This window comes from Polynucleobacter paludilacus (assembly GCF_018687595.1).
Taxonomy (GTDB): Bacteria; Pseudomonadota; Gammaproteobacteria; order Burkholderiales; family Burkholderiaceae; genus Polynucleobacter; species Polynucleobacter paludilacus.
Genome location: NZ_CP061298.1, coordinates 796,225 through 815,898 on the forward strand (window position 1 = coordinate 796,225; position 19,674 = coordinate 815,898).

At 46.6% G+C, this 19,674-nt stretch carries 21 protein-coding genes; 19 read left to right on the forward strand and 2 right to left on the reverse strand.

Going from position 1 to position 19,674, the window contains the following annotated elements; all coding sequences use genetic code 11:
* From AOC06_RS04265 to AOC06_RS04315, 11 genes are read left to right on the forward strand one after another with little or no spacing between them, the layout of a single operon-like run.
* Complete coding sequence (locus AOC06_RS04265; RefSeq protein WP_215381495.1) at positions 1 to 1,353, forward strand: FimV/HubP family polar landmark protein; 1,353 nt, start codon at positions 1 to 3, stop codon at positions 1,351 to 1,353.
* Between the two features lie 6 nt (positions 1,354 to 1,359).
* Positions 1,360 to 2,196, forward strand: coding sequence for a tRNA pseudouridine(38-40) synthase TruA (truA, locus tag AOC06_RS04270; RefSeq protein WP_215381804.1), 837 nt, complete (start codon positions 1,360 to 1,362; stop codon positions 2,194 to 2,196).
* 27 nt (positions 2,197 to 2,223) lie between these two features.
* Complete coding sequence (locus AOC06_RS04275) at positions 2,224 to 2,901, forward strand: phosphoribosylanthranilate isomerase (protein ID WP_215381498.1); 678 nt, start codon at positions 2,224 to 2,226, stop codon at positions 2,899 to 2,901.
* 28 nt (positions 2,902 to 2,929) lie between these two features.
* A complete protein-coding gene (gene trpB, locus AOC06_RS04280) occupies positions 2,930 to 4,123 on the forward strand; it encodes a tryptophan synthase subunit beta (RefSeq protein ID WP_215381502.1) in 1,194 nt (397 codons plus the stop codon).
* Positions 4,124 to 4,129: 6 nt separating this feature from the next.
* Positions 4,130 to 4,927 carry a tryptophan synthase subunit alpha gene (gene trpA / locus AOC06_RS04285; protein WP_215381504.1) on the forward strand — a complete coding sequence of 266 codons (798 nt, stop codon included), beginning with the start codon at positions 4,130 to 4,132 and terminating at the stop codon, positions 4,925 to 4,927.
* Positions 4,928 to 4,934: 7 nt separating this feature from the next.
* Positions 4,935 to 5,816 (forward strand): acetyl-CoA carboxylase, carboxyltransferase subunit beta, encoded by an 882-nt coding sequence (gene accD / locus AOC06_RS04290; RefSeq protein ID WP_215381506.1) that lies wholly within the window; start codon positions 4,935 to 4,937, stop codon positions 5,814 to 5,816.
* A 30-nt stretch (positions 5,817 to 5,846) separates the two neighbouring features.
* Positions 5,847 to 7,169, forward strand: coding sequence for a bifunctional tetrahydrofolate synthase/dihydrofolate synthase (folC, locus tag AOC06_RS04295; protein ID WP_215381508.1), 1,323 nt, complete (start codon positions 5,847 to 5,849; stop codon positions 7,167 to 7,169).
* 3 nt (positions 7,170 to 7,172) lie between these two features.
* The gene (locus tag AOC06_RS04300) at positions 7,173 to 8,045 is read left to right on the forward strand and encodes an SPOR domain-containing protein (protein ID WP_215381510.1); all 873 of its coding nucleotides are present in this window, start codon (positions 7,173 to 7,175) and stop codon (positions 8,043 to 8,045) included.
* Positions 8,045 to 8,599 (forward strand): CvpA family protein, encoded by a 555-nt coding sequence (locus AOC06_RS04305; RefSeq protein ID WP_215381512.1) that lies wholly within the window; start codon positions 8,045 to 8,047, stop codon positions 8,597 to 8,599. Before AOC06_RS04300 ends, AOC06_RS04305 begins: the two co-directional genes overlap by 1 nt.
* Positions 8,600 to 8,603: 4 nt before the next feature.
* Positions 8,604 to 10,142, forward strand: a complete 1,539-nt coding sequence (purF, locus tag AOC06_RS04310) for an amidophosphoribosyltransferase (RefSeq protein WP_215381514.1) — start codon at positions 8,604 to 8,606, stop codon at positions 10,140 to 10,142.
* Between the two features lie 59 nt (positions 10,143 to 10,201).
* Positions 10,202 to 11,413 carry an O-succinylhomoserine sulfhydrylase gene (locus AOC06_RS04315; protein WP_215381517.1) on the forward strand — a complete coding sequence of 404 codons (1,212 nt, stop codon included), beginning with the start codon at positions 10,202 to 10,204 and terminating at the stop codon, positions 11,411 to 11,413.
* Here AOC06_RS04315 and AOC06_RS04320 read toward each other — a convergent pair.
* Positions 11,400 to 12,524, reverse strand: coding sequence for an ABC transporter ATP-binding protein (locus tag AOC06_RS04320; protein WP_215381520.1), 1,125 nt, complete (start codon positions 12,522 to 12,524; stop codon positions 11,400 to 11,402). The two genes, AOC06_RS04315 and AOC06_RS04320, sit on opposite strands and share 14 nt — an antisense overlap.
* Entirely contained in the window at positions 12,524 to 13,180 is a 657-nt protein-coding gene (modB, locus tag AOC06_RS04325) for a molybdate ABC transporter permease subunit (protein ID WP_369411333.1), read from the reverse strand. The genes AOC06_RS04320 and modB overlap by 1 nt, the downstream gene beginning before the upstream one ends.
* A gap of 122 nt (positions 13,181 to 13,302) precedes the next feature.
* On the opposite strand from modB, the gene AOC06_RS04330 reads away from it, so the two are divergent.
* The 8 genes from AOC06_RS04330 to AOC06_RS04365 all read left to right on the forward strand — a co-directional run bounded on the left by AOC06_RS04330 (position 13,303) and on the right by AOC06_RS04365 (position 19,674).
* Positions 13,303 to 14,424, forward strand: a complete 1,122-nt coding sequence (locus AOC06_RS04330; protein WP_215381523.1) for a YeeE/YedE family protein — start codon at positions 13,303 to 13,305, stop codon at positions 14,422 to 14,424.
* 15 nt (positions 14,425 to 14,439) lie between these two features.
* On the forward strand, positions 14,440 to 14,871 hold the full coding sequence (locus AOC06_RS04335) for a YeeE/YedE family protein (protein ID WP_215381525.1): 432 nt from the start codon (positions 14,440 to 14,442) through the stop codon (positions 14,869 to 14,871).
* A 7-nt stretch (positions 14,872 to 14,878) separates the two neighbouring features.
* A complete protein-coding gene (locus tag AOC06_RS04340; protein WP_215381528.1) occupies positions 14,879 to 15,316 on the forward strand; it encodes a YeeE/YedE family protein in 438 nt (145 codons plus the stop codon).
* A gap of 45 nt (positions 15,317 to 15,361) precedes the next feature.
* A complete protein-coding gene (locus tag AOC06_RS04345) occupies positions 15,362 to 15,706 on the forward strand; it encodes a protein tyrosine phosphatase family protein (protein WP_215381532.1) in 345 nt (114 codons plus the stop codon).
* Between the two features lie 11 nt (positions 15,707 to 15,717).
* Complete coding sequence (locus tag AOC06_RS04350; RefSeq protein WP_215381534.1) at positions 15,718 to 16,137, forward strand: acyl-CoA thioesterase; 420 nt, start codon at positions 15,718 to 15,720, stop codon at positions 16,135 to 16,137.
* An 8-nt stretch (positions 16,138 to 16,145) separates the two neighbouring features.
* Positions 16,146 to 17,222, forward strand: coding sequence for a tRNA 2-selenouridine(34) synthase MnmH (gene mnmH, locus AOC06_RS04355; protein WP_215381536.1), 1,077 nt, complete (start codon positions 16,146 to 16,148; stop codon positions 17,220 to 17,222).
* Positions 17,223 to 17,242: 20 nt separating this feature from the next.
* On the forward strand, positions 17,243 to 17,953 hold the full coding sequence (locus tag AOC06_RS04360; RefSeq protein ID WP_215381538.1) for a queuosine precursor transporter: 711 nt from the start codon (positions 17,243 to 17,245) through the stop codon (positions 17,951 to 17,953).
* A 113-nt stretch (positions 17,954 to 18,066) separates the two neighbouring features.
* Positions 18,067 to 19,674: an ABC-F family ATPase gene (locus AOC06_RS04365; protein WP_215381539.1), complete on the forward strand. Its 1,608-nt coding sequence runs from the start codon at positions 18,067 to 18,069 to the stop codon at positions 19,672 to 19,674.

A 19,674-nucleotide genomic window follows, 5' to 3' on the forward strand; every position in this document is an offset into this window, starting at 1 on the left:
ATGGAAGTGCGCTCTAGAAGACTGCTGCTAATTCGCATTATTTGCGGGTTCTTGTTGAGCTGGTCTGGTGTGGCTGGAGCGATCACTTTGGGTTCCCCCCAAGTTCAGTCTCAAGCTGGGCAACCGCTTCGAGTTGAGATACCTATTCGAGTTTCTGCTCAGGAGCAGGATGTATTAGAGAGTCTCAAGGCGCAGGTCCCCAGCGCTGCTGACTATGCTCGTCTCGATGTATCTGGCAAGATACTCAATTTCAATATGCAGTCGATGGTATATCGCACGCGCGACGAAAGATTAGTGGTGTTAGTTGAGACTGTCGACCCCATCCCTGTAAGTGATGACCCCTTCGTCGACGTGCTGATTCAGCTCAATTGGGCTAGTGGCAGTCTAAGTAAGACCTTTACATTGCTCTTGGGTGATACACAAAAAGTGATCGTTAAACCAGGGCAAAACTTATCAGAGATTGCAGCTCAAATGGCTCCTTTTTTAGAGGGCGCTAGCTTGGATCAAGCCATGATGGCGCTTTATAAAGCGAACCCTGATGCATTTGCGAGTGGCTCAATCAATTTGCTTGCAGCTGGTGCTGAGCTGAATAAACCCAGTCAAGCTCTTCTTAGATCGATTAGTCCAGTTGAAGCAAGCCGTTTTGTGGCCGAGGCAAATGCGGAATGGCTAGCCAATCATTCTGATGCGGCTGGTGGTGAAAAAGGAAATCAAAAGATTGATTCCAAGCAAACCGTCAAGGGCAAAGAAATTCAAGACCGCTTGAAAATTGGTGCTAGTCCTACCGATGTTCAAGAAAAAGCTTATACAGAAGAACTAGTTGCTAAAGAAAAAGCATTAGAGCAGACCCGCGCTAAGGTCGTGGAGCTTGAAAAGAATATTGCTAAACTACAAAAGCTAGTGGATCAGGCAAAGGGCAAAAAATCCCAAGACCAAAACTATGGCTTAGGTGCATTTGGTCCTGCATTAATTGGCTTAGGCCTTATTGCCTTGACTGGCATACTACTTTGGCTATTCGCTCGCCATGCTCGCCGATCTGAGATAACTGCAAGCTCCTCTCATATGGTTCATCAGGCTTCTCCAGTGATGCCCGTACCTGAGCGTGCAAAGTCTCTCTTCGCTGGTATCAGTCTCGATCTTGAGCCCACCTCTAAAGTTCAGGCCGACGATAATCTTCTCGAAGATACGCTCCGTGTAAAGCTCAATTTAGCTAAGGCTTACATGACGATTGAGGACTATTCTGCAGCCAAAAAATCCTTAGAAGAAATCGTGCTCATCAGTAATACAGTAGATCCTTTACTAACCATTGAGGCTCAGGGCTTGTTAGCTGAGCTTACTCAACGAAACACTTAGATCGCAATCGTGAGAATTGCATTAGGCGTGCAGTATGAGGGTAGTCAGTTTTGTGGTTGGCAAACCCAAGCACCCCCCATTCGCTCCGTTCAAGCTGAATTAGAAAAAGCCATTGAATCTTTCATTGGGAGCGAGGGCGTTGCCAATAATCCCGTGAAGACAATTACAGCAGGCCGAACTGATACGGGCGTTCATGCCTTGGGTCAAGTGGTTCATTTTGATACGTCGGTAGAGCGTTCTGATTGGTCTTGGGTCAGAGGCATCAATTCCTTTTTACCCTCTGATATTGTGATCAATTGGGCTAAGCTAGTTTCAGAAGATTTCAGCGCGAGATTTTCTGCTTATGAAAGAACCTATATTTATGCACTGCATGCTAGTCCATGCCGCGCTCCGCTAGTTGCTCACCGGGCTGGCTTTTATATGTTGCCGCCCGATACTTGGTTCGACATTCCCGCGATGAAAAAAGCAGCCGAGTGTTTAATTGGCGAGCATGATTTCAGCTCTTTTCGCTCCGCGGAATGTCAAAGTAAAACCCCCATCAAAACCCTGTACTCGATCGACATTATTTCTGAGCAACCTTGGTTGTATTTCCGGATTCGCGGCAACGCTTTTTTGCATCATATGGTGCGCAATTTGGTTGGGTCATTCTTGATGATTGGCGTTGGTAAGCAAGATGCTTCTTGGATGCAGGAAATCTTGGAGGCAAGGGATCGAAAAGTGGCTGCACCAACATTCGCTCCTGATGGTCTATATCTTGCCAAAATTGCCTATCCAGAGGTATTCCAGATCCCCGATTCCTGGCTACAGAATTCTTTACTACCGAGCCAGCTCCTCGACTATTAGGCTTGCCTAGGGCTTATTATTAGGCTTATGGGACTACTTCATTTCACGCCAGGCCATACTAGGGTCAAAATCTGCGGTTTACGTACCGAGTCAGATGTAGATGCGGCAGTCCAAGCAGGGGCAGATGCGGTCGGTTTTGTCTTCTATCCCCCCAGCTCCAGAGCAGTAACCCCAAAAACAGTAGCCCAGCTTATCAAGCGCTTACCAGCCGGAGTAGATGCGGTCGCTTTGCTTGTAAACCCTAGTCAGGCCCAGGTAGATGAGATTCGGTCAACAGCCCCAATTAGCCTCTGGCAATTTCATGGAGATGAGTCTCCATCGGATTGCTCCCTGTTTGCTGAGGGTGAGCCTTGGATCAAAGCAGCCAGAATAGGGCCTAAGTTCGCTTTTGACGAATTTTCTCTACAATATGAGGCTGCAAATGCTTTTCTCCTCGATGCTTTAGTTGAGGGTTATGGAGGAGGGGGCATCCCTTTTGATTGGAATGGAATTCCTCAAGCATGGCTAAGCGTAAACGGGCCTCGGGTCGTTTTGAGTGGTGGGTTAAATGCGCACAACGTCGGCGAGGCGATTGCGCGTCTGCATCCTTGCGCGGTTGACATCTCCAGCGGTGTCGAAATCAGCAAAGGTGTAAAAGATCCTGCACTGATCAAGCAGTTTATTGAAGCGGTTCGTGCAGCAGATGTGAAGCTGTCATCCCCCTAATTGCTGTAATTTGATTTAAGAGGTAGCCATGTACGACAAACCTGATGCAAGAGGACACTTTGGTCCTTATGGTGGTGTGTTTGTATCCGAAACATTGATGTTTGCTTTGGATGAACTCAAGGCCGCTTACGCAAAATATCAAAACGATCCCCAATTTCTTGCTGAGTTTCATAGTGAGCTGAAACATTTTGTTGGTCGCCCATCACCGATTTATCATGCTAAGCGCATGAGTGAAATTCATGGTGGTGCCCAGATCTATTTCAAGCGAGAAGATCTCAACCATACCGGTGCCCACAAGATTAATAACGTCATTGGCCAAGCGATGCTGGCCAAGCGGATGGGTAAGCCCCGCATTATTGCCGAGACCGGAGCGGGGCAGCATGGCGTTGCCACGGCTACCATCTGTGCGCGCTTTGGCTTGGATTGCACCGTCTATCAAGGTTCAGTAGATGTTGCACGACAAGCGCAGAATGTGTATCGCATGAAACTACTCGGCGCTAAGGTTGTACCCGTAGAGTCTGGTACCAAAACCCTAAAAGATGCTTTGAATGAAGCGATGCGTGACTGGGTAACGAATGTGGAAGATACCTTTTACATTATTGGCACCGTTGCAGGACCACACCCTTATCCGATGATGGTCAGAGATTTTCAGAGTGTGATTGGTGAAGAGTGCAAAGTGCAAATGCCCGATTTGACTGGTCGTCAACCTGACTATGTTTTAGCTTGTGTTGGTGGCGGTTCTAATGCAATGGGTATCTTTTACCCCTATATTGATTTTCCAGAAGTGAAACTCATTGGAGTTGAGGCTGCCGGTCACGGACTCAATAGCGGCCTTCACTCCGCGGCTCTTTGTGTCGGTAAGCCTGGGGTGTTGCACGGTAACCGCACTTATCTTTTACAAGATGAGAACGGACAAATTGCAGAGACCCATTCTGTTTCAGCGGGCATGGATTACCCTGGAGTAGGCCCAGAGCATGCTTGGCTTAAAGATTCAGGTCGCGCTGAGTATGTTGCGATTGATGACAAGGAGGCTTTGCAAGCCTTCCACGATTGCTGTCGTATTGAAGGCATTATTCCCGCATTGGAATCAGCCCATGCGATTGCCTACGCCTGTAAATTGGCAGGGACCCTTGGAAAAGATAAGACCATTCTGGTCAATCTATCAGGTCGTGGCGATAAAGATATGCATACCGTGGCTCAAGCAACAGGCTCTGAAGGCTAAAGATTCATGTCTAAAATTACCACTCTTTTTAATGAACTCCGAGCTACGGGTAAAAAGGGATTAATTCCTTTTATTACTGCTGGCGATCCTCATCCAAATCAAACTGTAGAACTGATGCATGCATTAGTCCGCGGGGGTGCAAACGTGATTGAGTTGGGCGTACCGTTTTCAGACCCCATGGCGGATGGACCGGTGATCCAGCGATCTTCTGAAAGAGCCTTATCTCATAAAGTCAGTCTGCATCACTGTGTTGAGATGGTGAGGACCTTTCGTGAGAAGGATCAAAAAACGCCTGTTGTTCTGATGGGCTATGCGAATCCTGTTGAGCAAATGGGAGCAGAGCGCTTTGCTCTAGAAGCCAAAGATGCGGGAGTGGATGGTGTTTTGGTAGTGGACTATCCGCCCGAAGAATGCACTGAGTTTGCCGTGCTCATGAAAGCCGCTGGTGTTGATCCTATTTTCTTATTGGCACCAACTTCTTCACGGTCTCGCATTCAGGAGGCAGCCAAAATTGCATCGGGCTATATTTACTATGTATCGTTGCGTGGCGTCACTGGTGCATCGAATCTGAATACTCAAGATGTAGCCAGCATCATTCCACAAATTCGCGAAGTAAGTGACATTCCGATTGCTGTAGGTTTTGGTATCCATGACGCCGCAAGTGCCAAAGCAGTTTCACAGACTGCAGATGCCGTTGTGATTGGTAGTCGTATCATTCGCCTATTAGAAGAGGCCCCTGAAGGCGAGGCAGTACAATCTCTAGAGAAATTTATTCAAGAGATTCGGACAGCCTTAGACAGTTGAGATCAATATGAGTTGGATCGATAAGTTACTGCCACCCCAAATTCAGCAAACAGATCCTGCTAATCGCAAGTCTGTTCCTGAAGGCCTCTGGGTTAAATGCCCAGCATGTGAAACTGTGCTCTACAGTACTGATATCGAAGCCAATCTTTCGGTATGTCCAAAGTGCAATCACCATATGCGGATTTCTGCTCGCCAACGCTTGGATAGTCTTTTAGACCCGAAGGGGCGTTATGAAATCGGTGCCGATATCTTCCCAGTAGATGCGCTTAAGTTTAAAGATTCCAAGAAATATCCTGATCGACTTAAAGAAGCGGCTGATGCTTCAGGTGAATCTGAAGCATTAATTGTGCTGGGTGGAAAAATTGAGAATATTCCAGCGGTCGTTGCTTGCTTTGAATTTCAATTCATGGGTGGTTCAATGGGCTCGGTGGTAGGTGAGCGATTCACTCGAGGCGCTCAAGAAGCAATCGACAAAAAATGTGCCTTTATTGTGATTACCGCAACTGGCGGGGCACGTATGCAAGAAAGCCTGCTTTCGCTATTTCAAATGGCTAAAACCAACTCGATGCTGACATTGCTCTCTAAAAAGGGTCTGCCTTACATTAGCATTCTGACTGATCCCACCATGGGTGGTATTTCAGCCAGCTTTGCTTTCATGGGTGATGTTGTGATCGCAGAACCTAAGGCCTTGATTGGTTTTGCTGGTCCGCGTGTCATTGAGCAAACAGTACGCGAAAAACTCCCCGAAGGTTTTCAGCGTTCTGAATTTCTCTTGCAAAAGGGCGGCATCGATATGATTGTGGATCGTCGCCAGCTTCGCTCTGAAGTGGCTCGTCTATTAGCACTTCTCCAGCAATTGCCTGAGCCTGACAGTACGCATTCTCACTAGCCTTTCTCACACCCGCTAATATCGCCGCATTTGTCGAACGTTCAAAATCCAAACTTGTTTACCAGCCTCTCGGCTTGGCTTGCTTATCTTGAAACGGCCCATCCTGTCGGTATTGACATGGGGCTTGATCGCATTAACCTGGTTAAAGCTGCTTTAAATCTCCAGTTCAACTGCCCCGTCATTACAGTTGCCGGCACAAATGGTAAGGGCTCGACCTGCGCCTATCTTGAAGCGATTTTATTGGCCGCTGGATACCGCGTTGGTATGCACACCTCTCCCCATTTATTGCGCTTTAATGAGCGTGCACGTGTTAATGGCGCTGAAGTCTCTGATGAACTTTTGTTGGAGTATTTTGCAAAAGTAGAGCAGGCGAGAGCTAGCCTGACTGATGCCCCTTCATTAACCTACTTTGAGTTCACAACTCTGGCCATCCTCATGCTGTTTTCAGAAACCCCTTTAGATGCAGTCATCTTGGAGGTAGGCATGGGAGGGCGTTTAGATGCCGTCAATTGCGTTGATACCGACTGTGCGATTGTGACCAGTATTGATATTGACCATGCGGATTTTCTGGGCAACACCCGTGATGCGATTGCATTAGAAAAAGCAGGGATATTTCGTCAAGGAATACCAGCCATTTGTGCGGATCCAGTTCCACCCCAAACCCTAATCGACTATGCCGAAAATTTAGGGTGTGACCTGTGGTTGCAGGGCCGCGATTTTCAGTTTCTGGGTGATAAACAGCAATGGGGCTGGAGCGGCAGAGGCAAACGCTTCAGTGGCTTGGGTTATCCAGCCTTGCGTGGAGCCAACCAAATTCTGAATGCCAGCGGAGTCATAGCCGCCTTGATGGCCTTACATCAGCGCTTACCAGTGGGTGCGCAGGATATACGCAATGGATTTGCCTTAGTGGAATTGCCGGGGCGTTTCCAGGTTCTTCCAGGGCAGCCAACGGTTGTACTGGATGTGGCTCATAACCCCCATGCTGCTGCTACTTTGGCGCAAGGTCTGGATAAGATGGGCTATCACCCCTATACCTATGCCATATTTGGGGCGATGGCAGACAAAGATATCGCTGGAGTCATTAAGCCCTTCCTGGGGATTGTGGATTTTTGGTATTGCACCGATTTACCGACCCTCCGTGCTGCAACTGCTCTGGCCTTAGCCGGCGAGCTTGAACTCCTCGGTGTCAAGTTAAAAAATGGTCAAGATGGCGGTATCGAAAGCTTCCAAAACCCTGCTTTAGCCTATCAAAAAGCGCTTTCTGAAGCCGGAGAGGGTGATAGAATTATCATCTTCGGATCCTTCTATACCGTTGCAGGCGTAATGGCTTATCGAAACCACCAGGCGCATTGATCCATGATTCGTTTACCGAAGCTTTTTAAGCGAAAAACGCAGTCTGATCACCTTGAAAGAGGTTCAGTTGGAATGCGTCGCACCCCTAAAAAATCCACAGCCCGTTCCTTTGTTCGAGCCCAAGAAAATGAAGAGCCCGCATTAACTGAAGATCCTGAAACTCAGCGCGCGCGCCATCGCTTAATCGGCGCCAGTATTTTAGTAATCCTTGCTTTCATCGCCTTGCCACGTATTTTGGATAGCAAGCCCAAGGCAGCTAGTAATGATATTGCTGTGAATATTGTCACAAGCCTTCCGGTTCCGGGTATGAATTCTGAGACACCAGCAAATATTAAATCCAATGTTGCTTCCCAAGTAACTCCAACTACAGTCGCTCCGGTTGCACCCATTCCGGCACCTGCGCCAGTGCCTGCGCAGAGTAATCAAGCCGAATCTAAACCAGATGCTAATAAAAGCGCAGCTCAAAGCCAAACACCACCCACAGCAAGTGCTCCCGATACCAAATCTAGTCCGCCACCAGTTCCTGCCAAGTCTGCAGCATTGGGCTTAGCTGCTGGCGAAGAAGTGGTCGCTTCTAGCAATAAACCAAAAACCAACGCAGATCCCACTACCACTAAACCTGGTGCCAATCCTGCGGGTAAATTTGTGATTCAAACTGAAGCGTTTAAGTCAGAAGATCGACTGAATGGCTGGCTAAGCAAGATGAAGGCTCAAAAGATTCCAAGCTATGTGATTAATAAAACCACATCTGATGGCACTAAGCTCTTTGTGCTAAGAGCAGGCCCATTCCCGGATAAAGACGCTGCTGAGGCGGCAGAGAAGAAGATCAAGGCAATGGGACTCAATAGCCGCATTGTGGATGCCAGTAAATCCTAATGGACCTCATATCCACCTTAAAGCTAACCACGGTGGATTACTTCACCCTAGTGGTTTTGCTTACATCGGCTTTAATCGGAATCTCTCGCGGTTTATTTAAAGAAGTCCTCGCGCTCGCATCATGGTTTGTTGCCGCTTGGGTAGCTTACCGTTATAGCAACTATCTATCTACAGAGTGGCTATCGAGCTTTCATTTGGAAGAGCTAGTTAGCCTTGGCTCAAGCTTCTTGATCCTTTTTGTCCTTACCCTCATTGCCTGTGGACTTTTGGGCGGCATCGTTCAAAAAATTATTCTATCGGTGGGATTGAGTTTGACAGATCGTTTCTTGGGCTTGATCTTTGGTCTAATGCGCGGCATTCTCATTATTGTGGTCTTAGCAACCTTAGCGCTCTTGACCCCCATTCCCCAAACCATTGCTTGGCAACAGGCCTTAACAAGACCAGCGATTGAGACGGGAGTCGGTTTTATTAAGGGCTGGTTACCAGAAGATTGGGCGAAGCAATTAAGTGATGCAGTACCGAAAGTAGTTATTCCATTAACCATAGGGAATTAGGCATATGTGCGGCATAGTCGGAACAGTCTCCCATGCACCAGTAAATCAATTACTGTATGACGCTTTGTTGCTATTGCAGCATCGTGGTCAAGACGCTGCAGGCATTGCAACGATGAATGGCAATTCTTTTACGATGCATAAAGCGAATGGCTTAGTGCGCGACGTTTTCAGAACTCGCAATATGCGCAGCCTGGTTGGCAACGCTGGTATTGGTCAGGTTCGATATCCAACAGCGGGTTCAGCCAGCAGCGAAGAAGAAGCGCAGCCCTTTTATGTAAGCGCGCCTTACGGCATTATCTTGGCACATAACGGCAATCTGACCAACGCACCAAGCTTGCGGGTTGAAATGGCCTATCGTGATCGTCGTCATATCAATACCAGCTCTGATACTGAGGTTCTGCTCAACGTATTGGCTGATGAACTTCAAAAAGAAACGAATAGTGCTGCTTTAGACGAAGGCGCCATGTTTAATGCCATCACCGCTGTAACCAAGCGTGTGAAAGGTTCTTATGCTGTTGTTGCTTTAATTGCTGGTTATGGCTTGCTAGCATTTCGTGATCCATTTGGGATTCGACCCTTATGTATTGGCCGCATTGATACCCCCAAAGGCCCAGAGTGGATGGTTGCTTCTGAATCTGTTGCCCTAGAAGGTCTTGGATTTACTTTTGTGCGGGACGTCAATCCAGGCGAAGCAATTTATATTGATCTGGACGGTAATTTCTACTCTAGACAGTGTGTTGCTGAGGCAGTTCTAACGCCTTGCATTTTTGAGTATGTCTATATGGCGCGTCCTGATTCAACGATTGATGGCGTTACGGTTTATAACGTCCGGATGCGAATGGGTGACTACCTAGCAGAGAAGATTCGTAAAGAAACGAATGTCAAGGAAATTGATGTTGTCATGCCGATTCCGGATTCCAGTCGTCCAGCTGCCATGCAAGTGGCTAAGCGTTTGGGAATAGACTATCGCGAAGGCTTCTTTAAGAACCGCTATATCGGTCGCACCTTCATCATGCCAGGTCAGGCGGTACGTAAAAAGTCTGTTCGACAAAAGCTCAATGCCATGCGGATTGAGTTTAAAGACAAAACTGTTTTGATTGTGGATGATTCCATTGTGCGTGGCACCACTTCCTATGAGATTGTTCAAATGGCGCGCGAGTCTGGCGCCAAGAAAGTCATCTTTGCTTCGGCAGCACCGCCAGTCCGTTTTCCCAATGTCTATGGCATTGATATGCCTACCCGAAGCGAGCTCGTTGCTTATGGCCGTACTGATGAAGAGATTAATAAATTGATTGGCGCCGATCAGCTTATTTACCAGAGCGTTGAGGATATGAAACAGGCAGTACGCGATATCAATCCAGAGATTAAAAACTTTGAGGCATCTTGCTTTGATGGTAATTACATCACTGGTGATATCAACGAGTCCTATCTGGATGCGCTAGAAGCGGCGCGCAATACCAGCACCGCGAAGGCAGATCGTGCAGGAGATCCGAGTGACTTTGCCCGCTCACAACTGCACTTACATCTCGCAACCGAAGACTAAAAACGACAAGAAATGCCTCAAATCGAGGCATTTCTTGTATTTGGTGTCAAAATAGCAGCATGAAAAGTAAACCAAAACGACCCTCAGTTGACCTATCTAAGCTAGCGCTAGAGACTATTGCTGTCCGTGCGGGTACACGTCGTACCGAAGAATTTCATGAGCACTCTGAAGCACTGTTCTTAACCTCCAGTTTTTGCTTTGATAGTGCAGAGCTGGCTGAAGCGGGTTTTGCAAATGCCGATAAAGGATTTATCTACTCGCGTTTCACCAATCCGACCGTGAGTATGTTTCAAGATCGTTTAGCTGCACTTGAGGGTGGAGAAGCTTGTATTGCAACCTCCTCTGGTATGGCCGCTATATTGACCACCGCAATGGCCCATCTACAAGCTGGCGATCATGTGATTTGCTCTCGCTCGGTATTCGGTGCAACCATTCAGCTATTTAGCAATATCCTAGGTCGTTTTGGTATCACTACAACGTATGTTGATTTAGTAGATACCAAAGCGTGGCAGAGTGCTATTCAAAGCAATACCAAACTTTTTTATCTTGAAACACCATCCAATCCATTAACTGAGATTGCTGATATTAAAGCGATAGCGGCGATTGCGAAGAAGGCTAAGGCCTTATTTGTGGTGGATAACTGTTTTTGCACACCAGCCTTACAAAAGCCTTTAGCTCTTGGTGCGGATGTCGTAATTCATTCAGCTACGAAGTATCTGGATGGACAAGGTAGGGTCGTCGGTGGTGCGATTGTTGGCAAAAAAGATTTTATTAACGGCAAAGTCTTTCCTTATGTCAGAACCGCGGGCCCGACACTTTCTGCCTTTAACGCATGGGTTTTCCTGAAAGGGTTAGAGACCCTTGAGTTGCGGATGAAACAACAAAGCCAGAATGCTTTGGCTCTTGCGCAGTGGATCGAGAAACAGCTTGGCGTTGAGCGCGTTTATCACCCCGGCCTCAAATCCCATCCTCAACATGCGCTAGCTAAACGTCAGCAAAAAGAGGGCGGCGCTATTCTTTCCTTTGTTTTAAAAGGCGGTCAGCGTTCTGCATTTCGGCTGATTAATCAGACCAAGCTTTGCTCAATTACCGCAAATTTGGGTGATACCAGAACAACCATCACCCATCCAGCAACAACGACGCATTGCCGAGTTTCTCCTGAAGCAAGAAAAGAAGCTGGAATAGTTGATGGACTTGTACGTATTGCCGTCGGCCTTGAGAACGTCAATGATTTGATCAACGACCTTAAGGGTGGTTTCAAAGCTCGCTAGCACTACCAGATTCCTGAAGCCGTCTGGGATCGTTAATGGGTCTTAATGGCATGATGTGGATTTGCTGGGTATCAAACTCAATATGGGCTTCACTGCCAAGCTGTATCGCTAAGCGCTTGACCTCTGCAGAGGAAGCTTCCCAATTCACCACAACCTCGCTGTCTTTAATCTGAAATTGAATTGATGCAATCTGACCAATGCTGCTGAGCTGATGAACAATAGCAATTAGGCTGTTAGGCTTTGCTTGTGCATGGACGCTAATGCCGCTTTGGGGAATCACCCATGCAACCTTTTGACCTGCCGGAATTTTTCCTTTATCAAACACCTGCAATACTCGATTGCATCCATCCCAGCTTAATGATCCAGCACTAAAGATGCCGGTGTAAATATTATTAATGCCGACTAGTTGCGCTACACGGCTATTGCGTGGTTTTTGAAATAGGACTCTTGGACTAGCAGTTTGCAGGCTAACGCCTTGATCAATCACGGTGATGCGATCTGCTAATAAGCTAGCCTCTTTCAAATCATGCGTGACAAGCAGGATGGGAATATTCAGCTCTTTTCGAATGCTTGCCAAAGTTTTATATAACTCGTGACGGGTGGGAATATCAATCGCCGAGAATGGCTCATCGAGAAGCAACACTTGAGGCTGTCGTGCTAATGCTCTCGCTAAGGCAACCCGCTGTTGTTGACCTCCTGATAACTCATGGGGCATTCGTTGCGCTAATGGTGAGATACCTAATTTTTCCAACCATTCTTGAGCAATCACCATCCGCTCCCCAGAATTTAGATATGTATTTTGTAGTGGAATGGCAATATTTTCTAAGGCATTGAGATGGGGAAATAAGGCATATTGTTGGAATAGAAATCCACAAGAACGCTTTGCTGTTGGGAGATTCATTTCTACTCGCGCATGAGAAGCGCTATACCAATTCACATCCCCACATTGAATGTGGCCTTCATCGGCTTGCATCAATCCCGCTATCGCTCTTAATGTGCTAGTTTTGCCACTACCAGATGGGCCTACTAATGCGTGGAGCTCACCTGGAAGACATTCCAGTTGAATCTGTAGCGGCATTGGATGAGCCTGATTCAGCTTAACCTTCAGCATTAGCGCTTGCCTAATCGATTTTTTTGATGACGCGGACTAAATACACCGTAAGACAGTGCAATCGCAAACAGTGAGATAGCCAAAAGGAGCAGAGACAACTTTCCGGCTCCAGCAGTGTCAAAACTTTGGACCCTATCGTAGATCGCAATCGAAGCAGTTTTAGTCTCTCCAGGAATAGCGCCACCGACCATTAAGACCACGCCGAATTCTCCAAGGGTGTGTGCAAAGGTGAGAGCGGAGGCGCTCAAAATACCGCGCCAGATAAGTGGCAGCTCTATTAAACGAAAAGCTTGCCAAGGTGAAAGACCACAGACTTTAGCAGCTTCACGTATATGAGGGTCGATCGATTCAAAAGCGCGTTGGATCGGCTGGATAGCGAAAGGGATATTCACAATCAGGGATGCGATCAGAATTCCGGTGAATGAAAAAACCAGCGGAATGCCTAAAATAGTTTTGCCTCCGAAGCCAACTAAAAAGTAATAACCCAACACCGTTGGAGGCAAAACCAAGGGGAGGGCCAGCCCGGCCTCAAGCCAAACTTTGAATGATCCAGCATTTACAAGGCGATATGCACACCAGACCCCAAGGGGGATCATGATCGCTATCGTCCATAAAGCCAGCTTTAGAGATAAAAAGATTGAGTCAAAATCCATCATCATCTGATTGTATTGCGGTATTTGAGGAATCTCCCCGGTCAAATTAAGCCTATTGCTAAGTAGCCTTAAAATAGGCGCTTTAGTCCAGCCTTGGATCCTTTAGCAATCGAATATCTGATTCCATGAATACACCAGACATTATGTCGCAGAGCCATCTTATTTTATGGCTTACCTTCGCTATCACTTTTGCCCTTGGGGCGGTAATGCAGCAGACCTCGTTTTGCACCATGGGGGCTATTGCGGATGTATTTTTGATGGGCAGCTGGGACCGATTGAGACAATGGTCTCTCGCCATTGGAGTTGCGATCATCGGCTTTACTGTGATGGCCACTTTGGGAGTAATCGACCCACTCAAGAGTATTTATACCTCCAGCAAATTATTACTTGCTTCTACATTGGTTGGGAGCACGCTATTTGGCCTGGGAATGATGCTTGCCTCAGGTTGTGGCAGTAAAACCTTGGTCAGAATTGGTGGGGGCAATCTTAAATCCCTGGTCGTATTTTTAGCCTTAGGACTGAGCGCTTATATGTCACTGAAAGGGTTCTTGGGTGTGATTCGTTTCAATACACTTGATACCGTTTTCATATCTCTTGCCACCCCACAAGATTTACCAAGTATATTCAGCAATCTCACTGGCGTTGCTCGCGATGAACTTCACTTCATTCTTGGAACGCTAATTGGTGGGGCTTTTATTTTATTTGCACTCATTCGTAAATCGTTTTGGACATTCGAAAATGTACTTGCTGGAATATTCGTCGGCCTAGCGATCTGTGCTGTTTGGTGGGTATCTGGACATCTAGGGTATTTGGCTGAAGATCCGAATACCCTCGAGGAAGTATTCCTGGGCACTAATTCTGGAAAAATGGAAAGCCTTTCTTTTGTCGCGCCTTACGCCTATACACTGGATTGGTTGATGTTTTATAGCGATATATCCAAGGTTCTCACCATTGGTGTTGTTGCTGTAATTGGCATGATCCTTGGCTCTGCTTTCATGGCGGTCTCGAATAAAAGCTTCCGTTGGGAGTCCTTCCGAGACCCTGAGGATACCGCCAATCACCTCATTGGGGGAGTGCTGATGGGATTTGGAGGAGTAACTGCCTTGGGTTGTACTATCGGTCAGGGGCTCAGCGGAGTTTCCACTCTAGCGCTTGGCTCATTCATTGCTTTGCCTGGTTTTGTCTTTGGCGCCTATTTAGGGTTAAGATATCTTCAATATAGGATGTCGCCAAACCCGTGCGATTAACTTTGAAAGTGAATAATGCATATTGATTGGCTAGCCTTCACTCCGGGACCCTCATTGCTAGGGGGGGTTTTATTAGGGATTGCTACCTCAGCATATGTTCTGCTTCATGGTCGCATCTTAGGTATTAGTGGAATCATTGGCGGTTTATTGCGCCCTGTCAAACAAATGTGGGTTTGGAGAATCGTGCTTCTCCTTGGCATATTGTCCTCACCGCTTTGGGCAATCTTTTTATGGGATATGTATCCGGTTCAAATCATTGATGCCGGCTGGCCTGCAGTCATCCTCGCAGGCTTGCTAGTTGGCTTTGGTGCTCAGTATGGATCAGGCTGTACTAGTGGCCATGGTATCTGTGGGCTATCCCGTCTATCACCTCGCTCTTTAATTGCGATTATTTCATTCATGTTCTCGGGGTTCGTCATCGTGTACGTCCTGCGTCATCTTTTGTGAGGCTGTCATGAAAAAACATTTCAGCTTATTAAGTCAATATCTCATTGGCGTTCTCTTTGGCTTTGGCCTGATGATTTCAGGAATGAGTAATCCTCAGAAAATACTCAATTTTTTGGATATTGCCGGCGACTGGGATCCATCCTTATTATTCGTGATGCTGGGCGCTGTCTTAGTCGGTCTTTGTGGCTTTTATGTAGTCTCTAAAAGATCGCAGTCTTTTTTTGGTGGAACTCTTCACTTGCCGGCAAAAAAAGAAATTACTAGACCATTAGTCATTGGCAGTCTTATCTTCGGCGCAGGCTGGGGCTTGGCTGGTTTCTGCCCCGGGCCAGCCATCGTCGCTCTTGGTGTAGGGCATCTAAAGGCCTTGGTCTTCATTCTTGCGATGTTGGCTGGGATGGAAATCTGCGAGCGATTCTTTATGAGCAAATCCGAAGAAGACTGATTTAAAATCGACTCTTATTAACGATTTGAATATATTGAGGTTTTTATGAGTCTCGCAATTGCTTGTCACAATGATGCCTTTGGCACAGCACCTCAAATTGACCCTGCGCAACTTGAAGAAATAGTTGCTCAAGGTTATAAAAGTGTTATCAATAATCGCCCTGATTTTGAAGGCGGCCCAAGTCAACCCTTAAATGAAGTCATCGAAGCCAAGGCGAAGAGTTTGGGTTTGCATTACGCTTATCTCCCTGTAGTCAGTGGTTCAATTACCCCTGAACAGGTTATAGAGATGGCGCGCTTGCTAAAGACGCTGCCTAGTCCAGTTTTGGCATTCTGCCGATCGGGCGCGCGCTCTACCAATCTGTACCAGCTAGCCCAACAAGTTCGCTAAGGCTGCTTCGAATGCGGATCGACATACCTGAAAATAAAAAGCTGGTGCATGAAACAGTGATGCCGATTCGCTGGGGTGATATGGATGCCTATCGCCATGTCAACAATACGGTTTACTTTCGTTATATGGAGCAAGCCCGGATTGAATGGATTGCGGCACTAGGGTATCCAATGGATACCACCGTGGAGGGCATGCTGATGGTCAATGGTTTCTGTAATTTCATCCAACAACTGACCTATCCTGGTGACTTATTAGTCAAGACTTATGTTGGTCACATTGGCAAATCCAGTGTGGATGTTTTTAATACGATGGCCCTAAGTTCTGAGCCTGAGGTTTTATGTGCAGCCGGTGGGGCAACAATGGTGTGGGTCGATTTACAGGCCAATAAGTCCATGCCTTGGCCAAAGCATGTTTTAGATAAGCTCTCTTAGGAAAGCGCTTGCAGCCCAAGAATTCACACATTCTGGAAATTGCTCAATTCACAAAAGAGCGTAATCAATTCGACGCCATCATTGATGTTCGGTCACCCGCTGAATTTGCTTTAGACCATATTCCAGGGGCAATCAATTGCCCCGTCTTGAATAATGAGGAGCGTGCCGAGATTGGCACGCTATACAAACAGGTTTCTCCATTTGCCGCCAAGAAACTAGGTGCTGCAATTGTTTCACGCAATATCGCTCTGCATCTAGAGCAATCTTTCCTTGACTTTCCTCGTGAATGGCGTCCTCTCATTTATTGTTGGCGGGGCGGTGAGCGCAGTGGAGCATTTACCCATGTACTCAATCGGATTGGCTGGAAAGCGTTGCAATTAGAGGGGGGTTATCAAGGATTTCGTAGGGTGGTGATTGATGACCTTGAGCATGCTGCGAAACAATTTGATTTTCGGGTGATCTGCGGCATGACTGGCTCTGGTAAGACGAGGATCTTGCAAGAGCTCAAACTGCAAGGTGCACCAGTATTAGACTTGGAAGGCCTGGCAAATCATCGTGGTTCGGTGCTTGGCAATGAACCTGAGATTGAGCAACCATCTCAGAAAGGCTTTGAGACTGGCCTGTGGAATGCACTACAAAATCTTGATCCAAGCCACCCCATTTTTATTGAATCTGAGAGCAAGAAGGTGGGGGGCGTCCATATTCCCGATGCTCTGATGGAGAAAATTCGGCATGGTCATTGTATTGAGCTCAGATCAAGCTTATCCACTCGAGTCTCTTGGCTGTTGCATGAATATCCCCATTTTGTTCAAAATCCGATTCAATTCAAAGAAAAGTTGTCTTTATTAACATCTCGTTATGGCAAAGTGCAGATCGCCGAGTGGTGCGAACAGATTGACGCAGGGCGTTTCGAAGAATTGGTGACGGACTTATTAGTCAAGCATTACGATCCCTCTTATCAGTCCTCAATCGTTAGAAATTTTCCAAAATACCGTGCCGATTGCTTTGTAGAGCTTGCCAATAAGAGTGATGCTGCATTCGCATCTGCAGCGAGTCACATATTGAAGCAATTTACCTCGGGATAAACCAAGATATGCATCAGATCATGACAGAAAAGAAACGCCACCATCGCTACTATGATTTGATCTTGGCTGCCTTTGTAGTAGTTTTGCTTTGCTCAAACTTTATTGGAGCGGGTAAAGCGGCTGTCGTTCATTTGCCATATTTTGGTGAATTTATTTATGGGGCCGGGATTCTGTTTTTCCCCATTTCCTATTTTTTTGGCGATATTCTCACTGAGGTTTATGGCTATGCTTATGATCGCAGGGCAGTTTGGGCAGGCTTTGCAGCGCTAGCATTTGCTGCCATCATGGCTCAAATTGTCATTGCATTGCCGCCTGGACCAGGTGCTTACATGGAAAACTACCAGCATGGAATGGAGGCTGTATTTGGTAATTCTTGGCGAGTTGCTTTGGCTTCGATGATGGCTTTTTGGTCAGGAAGTTTTGTAAACAGTTATGTTCTAGCCAAACTGAAGATTAAGACTCAAGGGCGTTACCTGTGGATGAGGGCCATTTGCTCTACAGCCGTCGGCGAATTAGTTGATTCATCTTTGTTCTATATGTTGGCTTTTTATGGCCTGTGGCCAACCAGTGAAGTGATTCAGGTGGCTTTTGCGCAATATTTCTTGAAAACTTCTTGGGAGGTATTGGCCACCCCATTGACCTATTTGGTGGTCAATTTCCTCAAGCAGAAAGAAAATGAGGATTACTACGATATCAATACCAACTTCACCCCATTTAAGGTAAAAGTCTAATTTCCATTCAAAATTGCTAGACCCGTTAAAATAGCGGTCTTGTCTGCCCTTATGGCTAGCAAAGTTAAAAATCCATATTTTGTAAATCGCATCTCTTAAGGTTAGAAACATTCGTGCTTACTGCATCTAATATCACCATGCAATTTGGGGCAAAACCCCTGTTTGAAAACATCTCTGTCAAGTTTGGTGGAGGCAATCGCTATGGTTTGATCGGTGCCAATGGTTGCGGTAAATCTACCTTTATGAAGATCCTGGGTGGCGAGCTTGAGCCTACTAGCGGAAACATTAGCCTAGACCCAGGCGTTCGTTTAGGCAAATTACGTCAGGATCAATTTGCCTATGAAGATGTCCGGGTTTTGAATGTCGTCATGATGGGGCATGAAGAAATGTGGAAAGCGGCCGCTGAGCGCGACGCAATTTATGCTAACCCTGATGCTAGCGATGAAGATTACATGCGTGCTGCTGAGTTAGAGGGTAAGTACGCAGAATATGGTGGCTACACTGCAGAAGCCAAGGCAGGGGAGCTCTTATTAGGCATCGGCATTCCGATCGAGCAACATACCGGTCCAATGAGTAATGTGGCGCCTGGCTGGAAGCTGCGCGTTTTGCTGGCTCAAGCTCTGTTCTCAGACCCGGACGTTCTGTTGCTAGACGAGCCAACCAATAACTTGGATATTCATTCGATTCATTGGCTTGAAGATATTCTGAATGATATCAAGAGCACTATTGTCATTATTTCCCACGATCGCCACTTCTTAAATGAAGTCTGTACGCATATGGCGGACATGGACTTCGGTACGCTGAAAGTCTATCCTGGTAACTATGATTCTTATATGCTTGCTTCTGTACAAGCCCGCACACAGCAACTGAGCTCTAACGTTAAAGCTAAAGAAAAGATTGCAGAATTACAGGCTTTCGTGGCTCGATTCTCTGCCAATGCATCAAAGGCGCGTCAAGCTACTTCACGTCAACGTCAGTTAGAAAAAATCGAGATTGTGGAAGTCAAGCCATCTTCGCGCCAGAACCCATTTATTCGTTTCGATGCTGAAAAAAAATTGCACAATATGGCCGTGGAGTGCAATGCCCTAACTAAAGCTTACGACCGTACTATTTTTAAGAACTTCAAACTTGGGGTAAGAGCAGGAGAGAAGATTGCCATTATTGGGCAAAATGGTGCGGGTAAAACAACCCTCCTCAAAACGATTCTCAGCAAACGATTTGAAGGTATTGCTGCAGATAGTGGTGACGTCAAGTGGGCTGAAAATGCCAATGTCGGCGTGATGCCTCAAGACAATACTGAGATGTTTGCCAAAGATGAACTACTCATGGATTGGATGAACAACTGGCGTAACACTGGTGATGATGACCAGTCTATCCGTGGAACTTTGGGTCGCTTACTTTTCTCAGGCGACGATATTGGTAAGTCTGTCAAAGTCTTATCAGGTGGTGAGAAGGGCCGAATGATTTGGGGCAAACTCATGCTTCAAAAATATAATGTTCTAGCCATGGATGAGCCAACTAATCACATGGATATGGAGTCTATCGAAAGTTTGCAAATCGCACTTGAGAAATTCGATGGCACTCTGATTTTCGTATCGCATGATCGCGAATTCGTATCTGCTTTAGCTAACCGCATTCTTGAAGTCAAGATGGATGGCACTGTGAACGACTACTCAGGCACATACGAAGAATATCTGCGCAGCCAAGCTTTAGCAGGTTAA

Excerpts from the sequence above, each read along its gene's own strand:
- AOC06_RS04265 (WP_215381495.1), top strand. The coding sequence starts at position 1 with ATGGAAGTGCGCTCTAGAAGACTGCTGCTAATTCGCATTATTTGCGGG.
- AOC06_RS04275 (WP_215381498.1), top strand. The coding sequence starts at position 2,224 with ATGGGACTACTTCATTTCACGCCAGGCCATACTAGGGTCAAAATCTGC.
- trpB (WP_215381502.1), top strand. The coding sequence starts at position 2,930 with ATGTACGACAAACCTGATGCAAGAGGACACTTTGGTCCTTATGGTGGT.
- trpA (WP_215381504.1), top strand. The coding sequence starts at position 4,130 with ATGTCTAAAATTACCACTCTTTTTAATGAACTCCGAGCTACGGGTAAA.
- accD (WP_215381506.1), top strand. The coding sequence starts at position 4,935 with ATGAGTTGGATCGATAAGTTACTGCCACCCCAAATTCAGCAAACAGAT.
- AOC06_RS04300 (WP_215381510.1), top strand. The coding sequence starts at position 7,173 with ATGATTCGTTTACCGAAGCTTTTTAAGCGAAAAACGCAGTCTGATCAC.
- AOC06_RS04305 (WP_215381512.1), top strand. The coding sequence starts at position 8,045 with ATGGACCTCATATCCACCTTAAAGCTAACCACGGTGGATTACTTCACC.
- purF (WP_215381514.1), top strand. The coding sequence starts at position 8,604 with ATGTGCGGCATAGTCGGAACAGTCTCCCATGCACCAGTAAATCAATTA.
- AOC06_RS04315 (WP_215381517.1), top strand. The coding sequence starts at position 10,202 with ATGAAAAGTAAACCAAAACGACCCTCAGTTGACCTATCTAAGCTAGCG.
- AOC06_RS04320 (WP_215381520.1), bottom strand. The coding sequence starts at position 12,524 with ATGCTGAAGGTTAAGCTGAATCAGGCTCATCCAATGCCGCTACAGATT.
- modB (WP_369411333.1), bottom strand. The coding sequence starts at position 13,180 with ATGATGGATTTTGACTCAATCTTTTTATCTCTAAAGCTGGCTTTATGG.
- AOC06_RS04330 (WP_215381523.1), top strand. The coding sequence starts at position 13,303 with ATGAATACACCAGACATTATGTCGCAGAGCCATCTTATTTTATGGCTT.
- AOC06_RS04335 (WP_215381525.1), top strand. The coding sequence starts at position 14,440 with ATGCATATTGATTGGCTAGCCTTCACTCCGGGACCCTCATTGCTAGGG.
- AOC06_RS04340 (WP_215381528.1), top strand. The coding sequence starts at position 14,879 with ATGAAAAAACATTTCAGCTTATTAAGTCAATATCTCATTGGCGTTCTC.
- AOC06_RS04345 (WP_215381532.1), top strand. The coding sequence starts at position 15,362 with ATGAGTCTCGCAATTGCTTGTCACAATGATGCCTTTGGCACAGCACCT.
- AOC06_RS04350 (WP_215381534.1), top strand. The coding sequence starts at position 15,718 with ATGCGGATCGACATACCTGAAAATAAAAAGCTGGTGCATGAAACAGTG.
- AOC06_RS04360 (WP_215381538.1), top strand. The coding sequence starts at position 17,243 with ATGACAGAAAAGAAACGCCACCATCGCTACTATGATTTGATCTTGGCT.